Genomic DNA, 16,397 nt, shown 5'->3' with positions numbered 1-16,397 from the left:
AAGCGGGAATTATTGGCGGCCTGGGTGCCCGTGGTTGCACCTAATTCTTGTTACACGTTACGTCGCATTGTCATAATAGGTAGCAGGGGTGCTCTGCGGACGATCTCGCCCGCGCACCATCCCGGCTCGCCGGCGGCGCGGCCGTGCGTAACGATATAGAAAATGAAGTGATGATCCAGAAACCATTTGCCGCCTACCGTCGCGTTGTCGCCATTGAGATAGCGAACCTGCTTAGCTTACGTCGTTCGATGAAGCGCCTGCGCGGCGAATTGGCGGCCGGCTGCTCTCCTACGGAGATGCTGCGAACGCCACGCGGCGACATTCCGCGCCACATGCTGCTGCGCTATGCCGAGGTGTCGTTCGGGATCGGGGTGGGACGGGTTTGCGCAGCCAGGCGCGTGCTGTTTCGACTGGCTGCAGGGGAGGGGCGAGGGAAGGACGGAGATGTGGGCGCTAATGCAAATGCGACCAGGTCCGTCGACTGACAATGTCCCGGAGGGTGCCCTCGCTGATGTTGAGCTCCTTGGCTTTTGCGGTCCACGGGGGTGTTTCTTTCCTGGCGCGCAGATCGGCGGCCCACTCGCGGATTGCGCGGACGTCATTCTCACCCAGCTGCGCGCGGCCGTGCTTCTCGCCGCGCCGGGCCTTCTTCGGGAAGGCCAGATGTTGATTCGCCTGGTCCTCGGGCTCTTCTACAGGGTTCGAGCCGCCGACCTTTTTGTGCGTGACCTTGTACCCGGAATCGCCGTCGAGCGTGTAGACGCGGGCATTGAGTTCGCTGTCGACGAAGTAGACCTGGACCGCGGCATCGCCAAATAGCTGCCCCCACATGCTTCGGAAGCGTTGTTCGTCCCTGGGCGGCGCGCCGCCGGCAATGTCTTGGGCGATCGCCTGTTCGTTGCTCATGGTGCCCCCGCCACCGTAGGCATGGCCGTCGCCTGGGCGCCGGGCGAGAGCAGCTCGCGGATTCCGTTCGCGGCCGACCGCTCACTCGTGCGCAGGCGCTGGCAAAAACGCGCCCATGCCTCGATCCCTTCTGGAGCAGCGGGGCCGAAAAGGCGCATGTGGTGGGCGATCTGGAAGAGGGCGAGCGCGGCGCCGCCGAAGGCTGCGCATTCGGTCCAGAACCTGGTGCTGGCGAGCACCTGGCGGCACTCCTCCTTGTACCGCTCGAGCACTTCCGAGAACGCGCCAAGAATTTCAGCGCGCATCGACGTTGATACCGCCGTTGTAATTGGCTGGGCCTGATCGGGCACTAGCCGGGCCAGCATGTTGCTGCCCACCCTGAAGAACTGGCAGGCGACGCGCTGCCGAACCCCGTCTATGAGGTAGTCGATGAAGCCGAAGCTGGAATTCTGGATAGTCATGGATCAGCTGGATATAGGTGCGGGAAACTCACAATCGAGCACCTGGTCTTCGTCTGAGGTCGGTGGGGGAAGTGCTGCGGCAGCATGCATTGCCTGGGCCAACCCCTCGAGCTCGGGGTCTTGCGTCACGCGATGCACCTGGGTGGCGATTTCGGAGGCAAACATCGGCGTTTTGGCTGCAAGTCGATCCGCGTCTCGCTTCAGCCCGGTCAGGGTATGTGCCAACCAGTCAGTGAGGGCGCTATCGCCCGGCACGAGGGTGGCGCCAGCCGACAGCGCGTCGACGTCGAACATGGCATCGCGCTGCCGGAACTGGCTCAGGAACGCCTTCGTGCTCATGTAGGCAGCGAGGTGGCCCGGCGATATTTCGGAAGTTACCCGTCCCGATCCGCCCAGCTGCAGGTCAACGAGCGTCAACAGCGCCGCCGGCGAAACCTGCTTTGACGTGTTGTTTTGTAGCGACTGCGCGGCGTATCTCAAGGCAGCGTCCTGCATGTACAGCAGGCATTCCCGGTCGAACCCTCGCGCGGCCATAGCTACGAGCGGGCGACACACCAGGTCGTCGCCAGCAGGGGCATTTAGCTTTGAAAAATGGAGGGCTGCGGTCATGGGAGAGGGGCGAAACGCCAAATTGCCATCGGGCAATTCTTGTATTCTGTCACGTATTATCGCTACAATGTAGCACAAATGTTGTTCCTAGAAAATATCGTGAGCCTTTCGGCAACGCCCTGACAGCCTCCTCAATGATCCCAAATTCCCTGCCAGCGGCAGCCGCAGGCCCAGTTCGGCCCGACCCCGTCATGAACGTGGTCAACTCCATGACAGAGGCTCACGTGCTGGCGCTGCTTGCGAGCCGCCAGTTCGAGGTGATCTATCAAGCACCATATCGAGGCACGGACGAAGAGGTCCATAACATCCTGAATTTTTGCGATGCCCTCGTGCAGTCCATCGCCGTGGCGAAGGTGAACGACAGGTTGAGTTTGGCCGTCAGTGTGATCGACGCCTGCCTGATCGATAACCTGCACGCGCAGGAGGTGCGCACGCTCATCAAGACGATCGTGAAGAAGGACATAGGCCTGTTGCACCACATGCCCTGCACGAAGGCGATGTTGGCCCGAGTGCTGCGTGCGGTGTCGCTGTCGAACCTGCTGGCGCCGGAGAAAATCCGGCGCATCGCTCAAGACGTCCAGCAATATCAGCGCCAGTTCGGCGGAGGTGACGAATGAAAATCCGCGAAACCGCGCGTAAATTCGGCAAGGGCGTGTTGTGGGCCGTCTTCCCGGTCCAGGCCTGGCGCAACTTGGTGAGCACCAAGGACTCGATCAAACGCATCGCCCACATGGCGCGCCGCGGGAGAACATTGCGGCCGGAAGACATGAACGAGGCCCAGCTCAAGAAGCACGAGGTGGAGCAGATCGGTCGCGAGATGGTGCTCGATCTCGAAGAGCACGAGCGATTCGAGTTCATGGCCGAGCAACTCAAGTTCTCCGACGCCGACATCGAGCAGAAGATGCGCGCGATGGTCAAGGCGCATGCTATCAGGCTTTGCCTGCTCATCTTTACGGTGATCATTACCATTGGCCTGACGTTCAAGTTCGGCCTTCGACCATTCGTCTACGGTAGCGCGGCCACCCTCTACCTGACGGCGAGCTGCATCAAAACGGTTTGCCTTTACACCCAGCTTCAGGAGCGCGCGCTGTGGAGCCTGCGCCAGCTGATCGCACGGCCCGGCATGTGGATCTGGCGTCGCGCCTTCTGGTTTCTGGACTGACCTATGGTGGTGATCGAGAACATGCCGCCGCCGCCGGCGCGGCCGGCCCTGGTCGCAGTCGCACCGGCCGGGGCTGGCCATCCAGATGTCCTGGCCGAGAGCTTCGCGTTGCGGGCGATAGCGAACATGGGCTCGCAGTACGAAGTCTCCGTCCCGGAGCGTATTCCTCCGCACTGTATCCATTCGAGCGCCGGCACGTACGAGCTCAATCCGCTCCTGATCCTGGCAATCCTCAAGGTCGAGAGCAATGGCCGCACCGGGATCGTGTCCAGGAATACCAACAACACAGACGACCTGGGGCCGTCGCAGTTCAACACCCAGAGCTGGGCGAAGGTCCTGATCGAGAAATACAAGATCCCCCGCGAGGCCCTGATCAACGACATGTGCCAGGCGGTTCGCGCGCTCGGTTTCGCGCTGCGCACTGAGATCAACGGCGCCGGCGGAAATCTCTGGAAGGGTGTCGGCAACTACCACTCGCGCACGCCCAAGCATCACAACAAGTACATCAACCTGGTGTACGGCGCATACAAACAGATGACCACGAAAGGCAAATTCTGATGGCACGCAGTTCACAAACGCCCAACGCCGACGTCTCAGGGATTTTCGTCATCCCGCTGCTGATCATCGCCCTGTTCGTTATCTGCTGGTTCGCCATGGGGAACGGGCTGTTCTACGGCTCCGCGAAGATGGCCTACTACATGCTCTGGCCGTTTGACATGTTCGACGCTGTGCACGCGTATCGGATGGAGATCATCCGTGACGTGGTGCAGCCGCCGTCGGCTGGCAAATTCTTCGAGTGGACCAGTAATGCATGGCGCGTGCCTTCGATCCTGCTGGCTTGCGTTGCGTTTCGCTTTGCCTGGACGGCAGGGAAGCACCCGATCAGTAGGGAAGCGGGTGGCCTACGCGGGCGACTGACGGTTGACGCCTTGCTGCGCCACCAGGCAACGATCCACTCGCCTATCGCGCCGATCGTGCCGATCGCAAAGAAGCTCTACAAGAATGAAGACCCGCGCTTTCACCCGCCGTGGCATCCGCATGAGGTGGTCGAGCAGTTCGGGCTGGCCACGGAAAATGGAGACCTGGACCTGGAGAAGGCGGAGCGCTACCTCCTGTCGCAGCTGGGAACGCGCGTCTACCGCCCTGGGATCGACCCTTCCGACATGATTTTCGCGGACCGCTTGAACGACTGGGAGAAAACGGTCTTTGCGCTGCTGGCGCCGGCGGCCGTGCATGGTAAGGAAGGCCTGCGCGAGTACCGCGAACTGCTCGACAAGCTGAACTACTCGGCCGTGAACGAGACCCAGACTCCGGACCTGCGCCTGGCCAACGAACAGTACCAGAAGTACCGCGCGCACCCGCTGCTGAACAATCTCTGGCGCTCGCACCATTTCTCGGTCACGTATCTCATGCAGGTGTACAAGCTGTGCAAGCGCGCCGGCAAGGTTACAACCGCCGAATTTGTGGGCTGGCTCCGCCCGAACGCCAATCCCCTGTATGCCGCGCTCAACAGCGTGGGGCGGCAACGCACGGCGTTTGCCGAGTGCGCCGGCGCGCATGAGCACTGGGAGCACGAGCAGAAGTGCCAGCGCCTCAACAGGATCCCGATCCTGCCTGTGGTCGTGGCCTCGCTCAAGAGCCTGCAGGACGAATACGACTTCTGGCGGTCGGCAAACCCAGGTGAGACCCCTGAGACCCTGTGGGGGCGCATGACGGAAGAGCAGTCGCGACTGGATGGAGAGCTGTTCCGCCAGCACGTGGTCGACCTGCTCAACCCTGGTAACAAAAATTCTCCGCCTCCAGGCGCCGAAACCGAGTTCGACGCAGCTGAAGCTGTGGCGCGCCGCGATTTCGAGAACGAGCAGATCACGAAACTGATGTCCGGCGCGAAGGGCGCTTTCCCGCAACAAGAGGAGCAGCAATGACCGACATGACCCAGCCGCTGGCAGACGCCCAAGGCTCGCAGTTGAGCGCAACAATGTCGGGGCATCCCGACACGCGTGGTAAGTACGCGGCATCCGTTTCATACCACGATGGCATGGTGGCGCTCACGCTGCGATACGTCGAACGCCCATGGTTGCCGCTGGGGCTGTTCGGCCGCGTAATCCAGACCAGGCTCGTGCACCTGGGCGGCGAGGGCGTGCGCGAAATGAGCATGGTCAACGACGCACAAGGCCTGGTCTGCACGGTGGCGCGGCCGGGAGGCGTCGAGCGCATCACATTGCTCGGGGTGGAGTGGCCCGGTGCACTGCGCGAAGCGGTGCGCAGCGAGCTCGATGCGTCCCTGCACCGCAAGCCGCGTGGCCTCTCGCTCCAATTCAACAGACGCACGACGGTGGTGGCGACCCTGCTGATTGGCTATGCCGCAATCGTCAATATCTCGGGACCGAACTCGGCTCCGGCCACGGCCCCTGTGGGTGTGTCGTCGCCCGCTGGCGCTGCAGAGCCGTTGACGACCGCGCCGGTGCTCTCGACCATAGAGGCGGACGGGATGTCGTCGGCCGCGGTAGCGCAGGCGGCTGTCGATCGTCAGGCAAGCCCCATGAGCGTCAAGGAAGCGCTGTCGAAAGCGTCGTCGATCGAGCTTCGCGCCCCGGGCGCCGGCGGCAAGGGCCTGATCATCTGGTCCGATCCGCTGTGTCCGAACTGCCGTGATTTCGACCAGAAGGTGCTGGCCAAGCTGCCGGCCACGGTCGGATTGGCTGTCATCCCGGTCTCGTTCAAGAATGGCTCGCGCCCGCTGGTGTCGTACGCGAGCTGCGCCAGCACCGCCCAAGAGCGCGCCGCGCGCTGGGCGAACCTGATGGCCGAGACGCCGAAAGACCTGGACCTCTCACAGCAGTGTGAGGCGGGGCCAGCAACGGCCGACGGCAATACCGTCTTGTTCGCGCGCGTCGGCCTGACGCAGACGCCGACCCTGATGAAGCCCGATGGGCAGATCTTCGACGGCGACCTGCGCTCGGCCGAAGCGATCGCGAGCTGGTTGGCCAAATGAGCACCGGTACCGTATTCAAAGCAGTGACCGGCTGGTTCGCCAGTCGGACAGCGCGCGCCATTCGTCCGACCTATCTTCCGGCGTTTTGCGCGCCCGAGGGACACAAGCTGGGCGACGAGCTGCAGCTGGCCTACCAGCACTCTGTCGTCCATGGCTACGGGGCGATGCGTGAGCTGATGCAGCAAAAGCCGAAGAAGGGCGCAAAGACACTTCGCACCGGCGAGATCACGCGCAACGTGACTTCCGTGGGCGAGCAGTTTGCCAAGGCTGCGGCCACGATGGACCCGGACGGCCTGGCCAGCGAGATCATTCGTCTGTTCTGTGTCGGGGTGCCGCAGATGAACAAGCTCGACAACCAGCGCCGCGTCGCCACGGTCTGGTCGGCGCTGCTGGCGCCGGCCGTCGTACTGCGCGAAAAGCGCGGGCGTGAGATTACCGTCGAGGACCTGGTCGATTTCGGCGCGCAGTGGATGCGCTCCGGGACGACCGATCTTGCCGTCGAAACCCACGAGTCGCCCGATACGCGCTTCGTGAGCGCGCACCCGGCCAGGGTCTACGAGCTGCTGACGGATGCCGCGAGCCAGCACGAAGTCGACCACATGCGCTTGATGTCGAGCGTGATCGAACCGGTCGTCAAGCCGGTGGGGGAGTATGTCGGCGCGCGCCAGGCCGCCGGCAGCGTGGTGGTCACGGTCGAAGATGAACAGCCAGAATGCGAGGCGCCCAAATGAAGCACGGTCGTTACACCACCATCGAAGGCGGCCAGGAGGTATCGGCCAAACGGGTCATTGTCGACGTCCGTACGAACGGCCAGTTGATGAAGGACTGGATTGTCTACCCGAGCAATTTCAGCAAGGTCATGGTCGGCCTGGGCCTGGTCTGCCTCGTGTTCCCCTTCGCTCTCCCGATCATGCTGTTCGTGTTCCTGGCATTCCTGGACGAGTATCAGAAGACTGCCCAGTATGCCCCCATGCGGTACCCAGCATGGTGCAAAGTTCCCGATCCGGGCCTTCTCCACCCTGGTACCGACAAGCCGATGCAACCGACCGGGATCATGTATTTCGGGTTGATCGACGCGCGCGACCCGTATGAGCGCGGCAAGCAGGTCTTCCTGTCCGCCGACGACCTGACGCGCCATATGCTTGTGCTTGGGACCACTGGTAGCGGCAAGGCGCAGCCGCTCGACGCAAAGGTGCATACACCGTCTGGATGGCGAACGATGGGCGATATCGCAGTTGGCGACCAGGTGACGACTCCTGCCGGGGGAAGCGCCGCCGTTGTAGCCGTGTTCCCGCAGGGCGAGCTGGACATCTACAGGGTGACATTCGCAGATGGCCGCACGACGGAAGCTTGTGGCGACCACCTGTGGGAAGTGCACCATAAACATTGGAACGGCAAGTACAAGCCTGGCGTTTCCCGCGCAGGGAAGGCCAAACCGAGAACGCTGACGACGAAGCAGGTGCAGGAGCTCCTGCAGCGCAACAAGGGTACCTTCTGTGTGCCGCTGAGCGAGCCGGTAGAGAAGCCGCGCCAGGAGCTACCGTTGCACCCTTACCTCCTGGGCCTGCTCATCGGCGACGGTAACATGAACAAGTATTTGCGCATCTCCAGTGCTGATCAGGACATCCTTGACGCATGTGCGGAACTGCTTCCTGCGGAAACCGAACTCGTCCAGTACGAATCGGATGGTCCTTACAGCTACTGGATCCGGTCCAAGCCAGAGCACTCATTCGTCGGCCGGCACCCTGACGGAAGCTACGCACGCAACCCTGTGAAGGCGATCCTAGATGGTCTCGCTTTAATGGGGACGACGAGCGAGACAAAATTTATCCCTGACATCTATCGGGAGGCCTCGATCGAGCAGCGCAAGGCTCTGTTACAGGGGCTGATGGATACGGATGGCTTTGCTAACAGAGACTGTGCGAACGCCTCTTATACTACTGTAAGCGCGATCTTGGCTAGGCAGGTGCAAGACCTTGTCCGCTCCCTGGGTGGCATCGCATCAGTGTCCACGAAAAGACCTACATACACACACAAAGGTGAGAAGCGAACCGGGCGACTTGCTTACACGGTCAATATCCGGCACCCGGAGCCTGCAAGTCTCTTCAGGCTCGGCCGTAAGGTGGACCGAGTTCAGTCCTATCAATACAGTGACACGCTCAAGCTCAAGATTACGCAGGTTGAAAAGATCGGTCGCAAGGTGGCCAAGTGCATCATGCTCGACGATCCACGCCACCTTTACATTACCGACGATTACGTAGTTACGCACAACTCTGAATTCCTGAAGGGCATGACCTTCAATGTATTGTGCTGGGCGAGCGGCTTCTTCGTGGCCGATGCGAAGGCCGACAACAAACTGCCGACGGACATGTATTCCCAGGTGCGCATGTTCGCGCGCGACTACGACTACCTGGTCGTGAACTACCTGCTTGGCGGCCTGTCGCCAACCCAGATCGCCAGTATCCGTGAGCGCCTATCCAACGGCCTGCAGCCGGCAACCGCCGCCGACGCGGATACCCTGGTGCAGATGACCTCGAACATCATGGTCAAGGCATCGGGCGACTCGAAGACATGGCAAGACCGCGGCCTGAACCTGTTCCGCGGTATTTGCCGTGCCCTGACGCACAAGCGCGACCTGGGCGAGCTGACGCTGTCGATCGAGACGATGCGCGAGTACCTGGCGCTGGACAAAATCGAGGAGCTCTACGTCGAGGGTTGGAAGCAGGCGAACGGCGGGGCCTGGCCAACGCCTTATCTTGGCGTGAAGTCCTATCTCGAGGTCGGCCTCCCTGGCTTCCAGATCCAGAACATGCTGCGCAAGCACGGCTGCCTGAAAGAGGAGGCCGAGGATGAAGCTGCGGCCCTGAACCAGGCATTCGGCCGGCCTCCGGCGCCGACGAAGAAGCCGCCGACCAACCAGACCAACGAAACCTTCAACCAGCACGGCTACCGTGCCGACCAGGTGTACCCGGCGCTGTCGCTGCTGATCGACACTTACGGCCACATCTTCAAGCGCAAGCATCCCGAAGTGGACATGCAGGACGTGGTCGTCAACAACCGCATCTGCATCTCGCTGATCCCGTCCCTGGAAAAGGGCGCGCAGGAGCAGGAGAGCCTGGGTAAGCTGAACCTGGCGCTGCTTCGCGTCATGATGGCGCGCGCGCTTGGCTCCTCGATCGAGGGCGACGTGCACCAGAACGTCGACGCGAAAATTACCGCGTCGGACACTCCATTCGCGCTGTTCCTCGACGAATTCGCGTACCAGTTCGCGGAAGGCATCGCGCTGACCGCCGCTCAAGCCCGCTCGCTGAACTTCTTCCTCTGCGCCTTGGCCCAGGACTTGGAAAAGCTCACGGAAGGCGACCGCGCGGCCGAAGCCGGCGCCATGATGGCGAACCAGGCGACCAAGTTCTTCATGAAGATCGTCGGTTCCGACAAGACGCACGAGCTGGCCCAGAAGACCCTGGGTGAAGCCGAGGTTGCCGTCGTTGCCGGTTTCGAGACCAATACCGAGTCGCTTTTCAGTGGCGTGCGGCGTGACATCAACTACAAGATGGAAAAGCGCCCACGCATCGGCCGGAAGGTGCTGGAGGAGCTCGCGTCGGGCTTTGCGACGTTCGCCTACCGCGAGCGGGCGCACGTGATGCGTACCTTTTACCCGTCCCCTGAAGTGCCCCGCGTGCGGTACCCGCGGATCAACCGTTTCCTGCAGATCCACGACCTCGGTGAGACCAGCATGCTCACCAGTACCGTCGAGCTGGCACCGAATGCGGACAAGTGGGTGATGGAAAAGATCCGGGGGCTGCTCGAGAGCGGCACGGCGCCGGCCTATCCGGAGCAGGTGACCAGCGACATCATCCAAAGCATCTCGAGTGCCGCGGCCACGATGAACCCCCACACTCCAGCTGTGGAGCGTGGCATCGTGCTGTACCAGGCCGGCATTCAGGCGTTACACAACGCGCGCGCCGGCGCGTCGCTGCTGGGCGCGGCGGGCAGTCAGCGCCCGCCAGTCAATACTGCACCACCAGCTGCTGTGGCGTCGGCCGTGACCGACCAGGCGGTAGCTCCGCCCGTGCCCGCAACTGTCGTGCCAGCATCAGCAGGATCGGCTGGGATGTTCGGAGGCGGCGCCACTGATCCAGCTGCCCAGGTCGCAGCCGAACTCGAGGCGGCAAGTTCATTTGCCGGGGACGAGTTCGACTCGGTGAGCCTGTCCGCCGAGCTTACGGCCGAACTGGCGGCCGAGTCGACGTCCGATAAAGCTGGCGAGGATGTGGCCAGTGAGGAATCGCTGATCGGCTTCGACCCGTTCGACGAAATAATGCGGATCTCGCCTCCAATCATCCGCCGGCCGAAAGAAGACGTGTTTGGCGACGAGATGGGTGTTTCGGCACCGGAGGAGGGCGAGCCGCCAGTAGTCTTGGCCCAGGGCGTGATCGACGGCGATCAGCTTGAGGACGACGTGCAGCTCGACGCTGGACTGGTCGACCTGGAGGACGACGTCCAGCTGGTGATGGATACCGACCCAGCGGACGAGGTTTTGGGCGAGGCCTCTGGCGCCATCGACCAGGCAATCATTGCAACCACGCCTTCTTCTGTGGCGGGTGATGCTTCTACACTTTCGACCGAGGGCTCCGAGCAAATGCGCGCGGGGCTGGAAGCACTATCTCGAACGAAGGTTGAGGCTGCCCTGATCGAACGTATGGGGCCGGAGGTGATTGGACTGAAGGACGCGACCAAGGACGAACTGGTCGGCCTGGAGGTGACCCTTGGATCGACCCCGGAGCAGGCCGCAGACGCGGCCCAGCGAACGGAGAAGGCCGTAGCGAAGGGTCTGTCGCTTCTCGACAATAACAAGACCCAGACGTCCTCAACCGACATCGAGATCCTATTTTCAGAATTGACCAATCTGGTCGATAACAATTAATGGAGAGCACGATGTCTACCGCCACTCAAACTCGAACCGCGCAGCTGCTGTCAGCCCAGCAGTTGCGTGAGCAACAGGAAATCAGCGGCCGCGCTGGTTTAGAAAGTCTCCTCAAGGCTGTTCGCCGTATGCTTGACTGGCTTTTGCTGCCATTTCGTATGATAGGTCGGGTATTATTCAGACCGAAGGCCGGCGCAGAGGAAAATCCCGATGACGCCGGCGATGTTGCGGCCAGTCGTGCGGCCGCTTCGACACTTGCTTCTGACGATGAGATGTCCCTCGGTTCCGTGAATCTGGGGAAAGATGGTGATGCCGAGATCGCCCACCTCGCCAAGCAAGTGTCGGAGAACCCGAATGGGGAGCTCGACATCGAGGTGACCGGCAAATCGGACGACCTCGACGTAGTGGTACCGATGCTGATGCGTCAAATCGATCAGATCCTCAAGACCCAGCTTCCAGCCGACGCGCAGGAGGCGCAAGTTGCGTCCCACCTGGTCGGGCTGGCGGAATCGGCCGAGCGTTCGCGCTATGCGCATCGCCTGGTGTCGCGTGAAGTCGAAAGTGTGATGAAAACCCTTGCGGCTGACCAGGATTACGTGGGTTTGAGCGCAACGACGATCGAGGGCATGTTGCGCGCTGCAGCGAAGTCGCCAGGTGCAGCTGCGCAGATGGGTAACGGATCGCCTGAGCAGCGCCTGCTGGCGCGCCTGGCGGTACGGGACAAGATCGAGGCGGACTACGCGCAGCAGATGCGCCAGATCGCGGTGACCCTGGCGCCGATGTTGGGCAAGGCGAAATCGCTGGGCGAGCTCGACGGCCGTGGCAAGGATCTGCTCGACGCGGCGCTGCGCGCGGCCGAGGTGGCGGGCGCGAAGCTGCGTGTTCGCCACGCGGCACACGGCGAGCTGGGCGAGCTGCCTGAGACGCTGCCGACTGTGCACGATGCGGCGGCGAAGGCAATCAGTAGCGTGGCGATGTCGATCGAAGAAAAGGCCGCGCCAGTGGCAGTGGCGGCGCCGATGGAAGAGCCGCCTGCGCCGGCGGCGACGGCGACGCCAATGCCCGAGCAATCCGCACCAGCAGTGGTGATGGCGGCCGTAGTGCTCGATAAGCCAGCGTCCGACGAGATCCTGGTCGGCGAGGAGCTGGAAGGGGAGGAGTTCGCCGGTCTGGTCAAGGAGGGCGCTGAAGCAGCATCCGGTGTGACTGAGCAGGCGATGGCGCCGGCGGTTACCGTCCCATCCGCTCCGGTAGGGGCTATTAAAGCATTGGCCCGCAGCAGCGTTGGTATGTTCGGTAGCGTTGCTACAGCACAACGCACAGCAGCTGACCTGGAAGCGGAGAACGTGATCGACGACTTATTTGAGATGGAAGCAGGCGAGAATCTCGTCGGCGGTTAAAAAATTGGACACGAGTTGGTTACAATACCGCTCGTGTTGCAAATTATCAATAGGAATGGAATGGCCCGAGCAAAAGCAGCAAGAGAGCCAGCGGCAGGAAAATCGATGGGGAAGCACCCGGCCTTCCAAGCGCGGGCGCTGACTGGATACGACGTTGCAACGTGGCAGATGAAAGAGCATTTAACGAATTGGGACGCTGCGTTTGCGCTTGGGTTCACTTCGTATCAAGCTCTGCTTACTTTCTTGAAAGATTATCAGCAAGGTCCTGTAGACGAGTCGCGGGATATGCTGGTTCGCCTGTATCTGCTTGAGCCATCCTTTCCAACTCATTTCCGTCCGCCAGATATGCAGTCTCTGGTCGACTTTCTTTTCGGGCTTACTGTTTTTGAGCCCGAGTATGCTGCGGAGCGGCGCAAAAAATGCGCATCGCTTCTAGCAAAGCTCCTCGGGAAAAATCGTGGATCGGGCTATCGGTGGCTGCGCGCCGCCGAAAATTCCGAGCAGGCCGTCGCAACGCCGGTGAGAAGGCTTTCTTCAAAAGTATTTTCGATGGACCCCGCAACATCTCGTGCTACTTTCTGGAAAGCCGCGAATGCAATGGCCATCGGACGGGGTTTCGACATGAGCGAGATTTTACAATTCCTTAGAGAGCATGGAGTAGCCATTGACTAAGTCTCTATGCCTGACCACCCCAGTTGTGGGCGAGAATGATGCCTCTAGCGTTACACCAACATCCGAATGGATGTGCCTGGAGGGTACTCATCCTGATCTTATCTATGGTTTCCACGGTAGCACGACATCAAAACAACCATTCCTTTCGTCCGCCTATGACGCGGCTGATAAAAAAGGCGCGCTCACGAAACGTAAGCTGACTTTCTATCTGGTGGACCTGACCTATCGCGCCCCAGAGCCATCCGATTCACAAAGTCTTCTGTATGGCCAGTTGCCGCGAGATCTACTTGAAAAGACGCCCTTTATCGTTTCGCGCCGCCTGTCCGCGGAAGCAGCGCAGGACCTGGGCGAGATCTGGATGGAAATAGCGCGCGATCTCGTCGGTGTGCGAAAGATCAACGATGCAGACGTGAACTGGGCGCAGCCAGCCTCGTATATGCTGGCATACCCGCAGGTGGCCCCCGAGATTTTCGAACGCCTGCCGCTGCTGCGCTGCATGCTCATGCCGATGCGGATGAAAACGATGCCGGCCGGCTCGGACATCTGCCTGGTGGGCGTGGCGCCGAAGTCCAATTCCAAGGGCGTCCTCGCCGATGTTCGATTCAAGCCAGATGTGAAGGTGGACCTCACCTTTGCGTGAATCGCAAAGGCGATGAGCGCGTCAAAATAGAAAGATTGATCGTGATGGGATTTACGGCGAATCAGCTGTCCAGGGCCGGAGCCAGGCCTACGAGACGCATGGCGAAAGCATGCGACGTGCGTTTTGAACTGCAGGCTATCGCCAGTGCGGTCGATTTTTCGGTCTACGGCTACGAGTTCCTGTACCGCGGCGCCTCACGGCCGGAAACCCCGGCGGACTGGGCGCGCGTCGACGAAGGCGTCATTCGTTACCTGGGCGAAGTCGCAGTCGGCATCGAGCAGCCGTGCTTCGTTAATCTGTCTCATGAATCGCTGCTGGCGCTTCCCGAGTGCGCATTCACGGCCGCGGCCATGCTCAATGACCTGCGCTTCGAGATGAGCGAGGCCGTGGCCGAGGGCGATCTGTTCGACCAGGTGTGCACCAAGGTCAATCGCCTGTCTGCGAGCGGCATTCACTTCGCGATCGACGATTTCGGCGCGGGCCTGGACGGCAGCCGGCGCTTATATGCGCTGGACCGTGTAGAGGTGATCAAGGTCGATCGAGGCCTCTTGATCAGCGCCGCCACCCGGCCCCAGGCCGCCCGCATGCTCGCTGCATCCGTCGCGAGCTGGCGCGCCGCTCGCATTAAGACGGTCGCCGAAGGCGTCGAGACGCCAGAGCTTCTGGAGTTTGCGCGCCGCATCGGGTTCGACCTCGTCCAGGGCTGGCATGTTGACACCCTTGCGCCGGCCCAGCAGGCGATTATTAGTCACTCTTTTTTATAAGTGGTAGTTGTTCTGTTTTATGCACATACAACGGACATGTGCAACCACGCCGGTGCCGATCCGGTAAAACGGATGCTCGCCAGCATTCACACACCGTTATCTGGAGCCCTTAATGTCAGTCCCCCTTACCGCTGATCCGAACGTCCTTGCCCGCCTCGCGGTCAAGTCGGCGCCGCGACTGGCGGCGATGCTGATGGCATCGCACCATAGTGGCAAGCCGTTGACGGCCACGCCCCACTGCAGCGGCGCCGCGCCAGCAGCCTCGCTGATCTTGTCGCCGACGAACCCGCTGGCCCGCTGGGCATCGCTCGCAGTCGATGCGGTTGACGCTGCTCGAGCGCGGCATAAGGCCACGCTGCGCGCCGGCATCGTCGCACCGGCGGCGGCGCCAGCCCGGCCGACCGTGCGCACGCCGGTGAGCCCGATCGCGAACCTGTACAAGCGCCTGCTGGGGGAGGGGACAGCCACTTCCCGCCCGCGCGGCATCGACGAGCAGGTCGAGGCCGCGCGTCCGGCAGAAGCGGGGCGTACCGCGCCAGCGTTGGAGCAGGCTGACAACGCGCACACGAGCCGCACGGGCGAGCTGGTGGCGCTGGCCGCTGTCGTCATCGGCGTCGGCTACGGTGATCGAGTAGATCGTGCTGCCACTGGCGGGGAGTTCGACGTCACCGTGTTCCAAAACCTGATGCGCGCGGCTGACGTAATCGCGCCGGGCCAGTCGATCGCGTCGCTCGACCCGGTGCGGCTGCGCGCCGTTCTGACTGCGGGGCTGCAAAGCTCGAACGGCGCCTTCCTGCGGAACATGCCCGAGGGCGGGCGCGCCGTGCAGTCGATGGCGGCGGCATCCAAGTTGGTGCCCGATGGCGCCAAGGCGGCCAGCGAGTTCATCGTCGGGGGCAAGTTCAGCGAGTCGGCATTCCTCCAGAAGACCGCCGGCGTGCTCGTGCCGGCCGCGCAGTTGGCCAGCGCCACCCCGGTCGGCGCCAAGCTGATGCTGCTGCACGCTGCAGCTGAAAAGGCAAAGGATCTGGTCGACGAGCTCAAGCGCGACGACGGCCCGCGCAATGCCCTGCGCTCGCAGATCTTCCGTTCTATTTCCGACCGCCTGGATGAACTCGATACTCACCAGCCGCCCGCCGACAAACCTACTGCACCAGGAGTGCGCTAAATGGCCTTCGATACCCACGATTACGCACCCGACCTGGGTGCACTGCAGGACATGCTGAGCCAGCAGGTGCGTGAAGACGCCGTCGGCGTGTGCATGGAGATGAACTCGCCGGCAGTGAACCGGGTGCGCGCGGAAGTCGCTGAGCCGGCGTCGTATCGCCTCCTGGCGCTGCGCTCGTCCAGGATGAGCAGCGCGCGCCAGCTTATGCAACAGCGCATGCTCGCAGTGGCCGAGCACACCCTTCCGCTGGAAAAAGAAAGCCAGCGCCGCGTCCTGGTGACCGAGGTGGGCCGGGCGCTCGAATCGTGCCTGCGCGTGCTGGAGTCCACCGACTTGCGCGAAACCACCGCCCTGGTGGCCGAGAACGTCGAGGCGATGAGCCACAACATCGGCACCATGTCCACGCTCCTGGCCAACCGCTTCCCGGCGTTGAGCGAGCAGCTGGCCCAGGCATCCTTGCGCGCCACCGAGATCTCCGCCAACGTCGATGGCATCGCAGCTGAGATGCGCGCCGCTTATGAGCAGGTGCGTATCGAGCTGGCCAAGACGGGCCCCCGACTGGAGAGTCTGCCGACACCGGCACCAATCCGGAAGGATGAAGAAGCAGCAACCATGCGCCCGTAAGCGCCGGGAGTGCAGCAACAGAGACACCAGCATTCCGAGATGTCAGGCGACATCTCGGAATGTTTGTTT

The 16,397-nt window shown here is 62.0% G+C and carries 17 protein-coding genes; 14 read left to right on the top strand and 3 right to left on the bottom strand.

From position 1 onward, the window contains the following. Positions 1 to 143: 143 nt before the first annotated feature. Positions 144 to 485 carry a hypothetical protein gene (locus tag YWC_RS32870; protein ID WP_156923728.1) on the top strand — a complete coding sequence of 114 codons (342 nt, stop codon included), beginning with the start codon at positions 144 to 146 and terminating at the stop codon, positions 483 to 485. Here the strand turns inward: YWC_RS32870 and YWC_RS0116105 are convergent. From YWC_RS0116105 to YWC_RS0116095, 3 genes are read right to left on the bottom strand one after another with little or no spacing between them, the layout of a single operon-like run. After that, positions 454 to 906, bottom strand: a complete 453-nt coding sequence (locus YWC_RS0116105) for a hypothetical protein (RefSeq protein WP_027866302.1) — start codon at positions 904 to 906, stop codon at positions 454 to 456. The two genes, YWC_RS32870 and YWC_RS0116105, sit on opposite strands and share 32 nt — an antisense overlap. Then, positions 903 to 1,367 (bottom strand): hypothetical protein, encoded by a 465-nt coding sequence (locus tag YWC_RS0116100; RefSeq protein ID WP_027866301.1) that lies wholly within the window; start codon positions 1,365 to 1,367, stop codon positions 903 to 905. Before YWC_RS0116100 ends, YWC_RS0116105 begins: the two co-directional genes overlap by 4 nt. Positions 1,368 to 1,370: 3 nt before the next feature. Beyond that, a complete protein-coding gene (locus YWC_RS0116095; protein WP_036214662.1) occupies positions 1,371 to 1,976 on the bottom strand; it encodes a hypothetical protein in 606 nt (201 codons plus the stop codon). A gap of 191 nt (positions 1,977 to 2,167) precedes the next feature. Between YWC_RS0116095 and YWC_RS0116090 the strand changes: the two genes are divergently transcribed. The 13 genes from YWC_RS0116090 (at position 2,168) to YWC_RS0116030 (ending at position 16,328) form a co-directional block, all read left to right on the top strand. Then, positions 2,168 to 2,593, top strand: coding sequence for a hypothetical protein (locus YWC_RS0116090; RefSeq protein ID WP_027866299.1), 426 nt, complete (start codon positions 2,168 to 2,170; stop codon positions 2,591 to 2,593). Then, positions 2,590 to 3,138 carry a hypothetical protein gene (locus YWC_RS0116085; RefSeq protein ID WP_027866298.1) on the top strand — a complete coding sequence of 183 codons (549 nt, stop codon included), beginning with the start codon at positions 2,590 to 2,592 and terminating at the stop codon, positions 3,136 to 3,138. The genes YWC_RS0116090 and YWC_RS0116085 overlap by 4 nt, the downstream gene beginning before the upstream one ends. A gap of 3 nt (positions 3,139 to 3,141) precedes the next feature. Continuing rightward, positions 3,142 to 3,696, top strand: coding sequence for a lytic transglycosylase domain-containing protein (locus YWC_RS29705; protein ID WP_051306507.1), 555 nt, complete (start codon positions 3,142 to 3,144; stop codon positions 3,694 to 3,696). Beyond that, the gene (locus tag YWC_RS0116075) at positions 3,696 to 5,063 is read left to right on the top strand and encodes a secretion/conjugation apparatus DotM-related subunit (RefSeq protein WP_027866297.1); all 1,368 of its coding nucleotides are present in this window, start codon (positions 3,696 to 3,698) and stop codon (positions 5,061 to 5,063) included. The genes YWC_RS29705 and YWC_RS0116075 overlap by 1 nt, the downstream gene beginning before the upstream one ends. Next, a complete protein-coding gene (locus tag YWC_RS0116070; RefSeq protein WP_027866296.1) occupies positions 5,060 to 6,133 on the top strand; it encodes a thioredoxin domain-containing protein in 1,074 nt (357 codons plus the stop codon). Before YWC_RS0116075 ends, YWC_RS0116070 begins: the two co-directional genes overlap by 4 nt. Continuing rightward, positions 6,130 to 6,864: a hypothetical protein gene (locus YWC_RS0116065; protein WP_027866295.1), complete on the top strand. Its 735-nt coding sequence runs from the start codon at positions 6,130 to 6,132 to the stop codon at positions 6,862 to 6,864. Before YWC_RS0116070 ends, YWC_RS0116065 begins: the two co-directional genes overlap by 4 nt. Then, on the top strand, positions 6,861 to 11,060 hold the full coding sequence (locus tag YWC_RS31640; RefSeq protein WP_051306506.1) for an LAGLIDADG family homing endonuclease: 4,200 nt from the start codon (positions 6,861 to 6,863) through the stop codon (positions 11,058 to 11,060). The genes YWC_RS0116065 and YWC_RS31640 overlap by 4 nt, the downstream gene beginning before the upstream one ends. Before the next feature lie 11 nt (positions 11,061 to 11,071). Continuing rightward, on the top strand, positions 11,072 to 12,460 hold the full coding sequence (locus YWC_RS0116055) for a hypothetical protein (RefSeq protein ID WP_156923726.1): 1,389 nt from the start codon (positions 11,072 to 11,074) through the stop codon (positions 12,458 to 12,460). Positions 12,461 to 12,520: 60 nt separating this feature from the next. Continuing rightward, on the top strand, positions 12,521 to 13,132 hold the full coding sequence (locus YWC_RS32865; RefSeq protein WP_156923724.1) for a hypothetical protein: 612 nt from the start codon (positions 12,521 to 12,523) through the stop codon (positions 13,130 to 13,132). Continuing rightward, positions 13,125 to 13,772, top strand: a complete 648-nt coding sequence (locus tag YWC_RS29695; RefSeq protein ID WP_156923722.1) for a hypothetical protein — start codon at positions 13,125 to 13,127, stop codon at positions 13,770 to 13,772. The genes YWC_RS32865 and YWC_RS29695 overlap by 8 nt, the downstream gene beginning before the upstream one ends. 98 nt (positions 13,773 to 13,870) lie before the next feature. Further along, a complete protein-coding gene (locus YWC_RS0116040) occupies positions 13,871 to 14,536 on the top strand; it encodes an EAL domain-containing protein (RefSeq protein WP_027866290.1) in 666 nt (221 codons plus the stop codon). 112 nt (positions 14,537 to 14,648) lie between these two features. Then, positions 14,649 to 15,704 (top strand): hypothetical protein, encoded by a 1,056-nt coding sequence (locus YWC_RS31635; RefSeq protein ID WP_027866289.1) that lies wholly within the window; start codon positions 14,649 to 14,651, stop codon positions 15,702 to 15,704. Then, positions 15,705 to 16,328 (top strand): hypothetical protein, encoded by a 624-nt coding sequence (locus YWC_RS0116030; protein WP_027866288.1) that lies wholly within the window; start codon positions 15,705 to 15,707, stop codon positions 16,326 to 16,328. It abuts the gene before it with no gap. Positions 16,329 to 16,397 lie beyond the last annotated feature (69 nt).

The sequence above is a fragment of the Massilia alkalitolerans DSM 17462 genome (genome assembly GCF_000427785.1).
Taxonomy (GTDB): Bacteria; Pseudomonadota; Gammaproteobacteria; order Burkholderiales; family Burkholderiaceae_D; genus Telluria; species Telluria alkalitolerans.
Note: the sequence above shows the minus strand (reverse complement) of the source record. Positions and strands in the feature narration are given on the sequence as shown.

Bases quoted from the DNA above. Each gene is read 5' to 3' on its own strand.
- YWC_RS0116105 (WP_027866302.1), bottom strand. From the start codon at position 906: ATGAGCAACGAACAGGCGATCGCCCAAGACATTGCCGGCGGCGCGCCG.
- YWC_RS0116100 (WP_027866301.1), bottom strand. From the start codon at position 1,367: ATGACTATCCAGAATTCCAGCTTCGGCTTCATCGACTACCTCATAGAC.
- YWC_RS0116095 (WP_036214662.1), bottom strand. From the start codon at position 1,976: ATGACCGCAGCCCTCCATTTTTCAAAGCTAAATGCCCCTGCTGGCGAC.
- YWC_RS0116090 (WP_027866299.1), top strand. From the start codon at position 2,168: ATGAACGTGGTCAACTCCATGACAGAGGCTCACGTGCTGGCGCTGCTT.
- YWC_RS0116085 (WP_027866298.1), top strand. From the start codon at position 2,590: ATGAAAATCCGCGAAACCGCGCGTAAATTCGGCAAGGGCGTGTTGTGG.
- YWC_RS29705 (WP_051306507.1), top strand. From the start codon at position 3,142: ATGGTGGTGATCGAGAACATGCCGCCGCCGCCGGCGCGGCCGGCCCTG.
- YWC_RS0116075 (WP_027866297.1), top strand. From the start codon at position 3,696: ATGGCACGCAGTTCACAAACGCCCAACGCCGACGTCTCAGGGATTTTC.
- YWC_RS0116070 (WP_027866296.1), top strand. From the start codon at position 5,060: ATGACCGACATGACCCAGCCGCTGGCAGACGCCCAAGGCTCGCAGTTG.
- YWC_RS0116065 (WP_027866295.1), top strand. From the start codon at position 6,130: ATGAGCACCGGTACCGTATTCAAAGCAGTGACCGGCTGGTTCGCCAGT.
- YWC_RS31640 (WP_051306506.1), top strand. From the start codon at position 6,861: ATGAAGCACGGTCGTTACACCACCATCGAAGGCGGCCAGGAGGTATCG.
- YWC_RS0116055 (WP_156923726.1), top strand. From the start codon at position 11,072: ATGTCTACCGCCACTCAAACTCGAACCGCGCAGCTGCTGTCAGCCCAG.
- YWC_RS32865 (WP_156923724.1), top strand. From the start codon at position 12,521: ATGGCCCGAGCAAAAGCAGCAAGAGAGCCAGCGGCAGGAAAATCGATG.
- YWC_RS0116040 (WP_027866290.1), top strand. From the start codon at position 13,871: ATGGCGAAAGCATGCGACGTGCGTTTTGAACTGCAGGCTATCGCCAGT.
- YWC_RS31635 (WP_027866289.1), top strand. From the start codon at position 14,649: ATGTCAGTCCCCCTTACCGCTGATCCGAACGTCCTTGCCCGCCTCGCG.
- YWC_RS0116030 (WP_027866288.1), top strand. From the start codon at position 15,705: ATGGCCTTCGATACCCACGATTACGCACCCGACCTGGGTGCACTGCAG.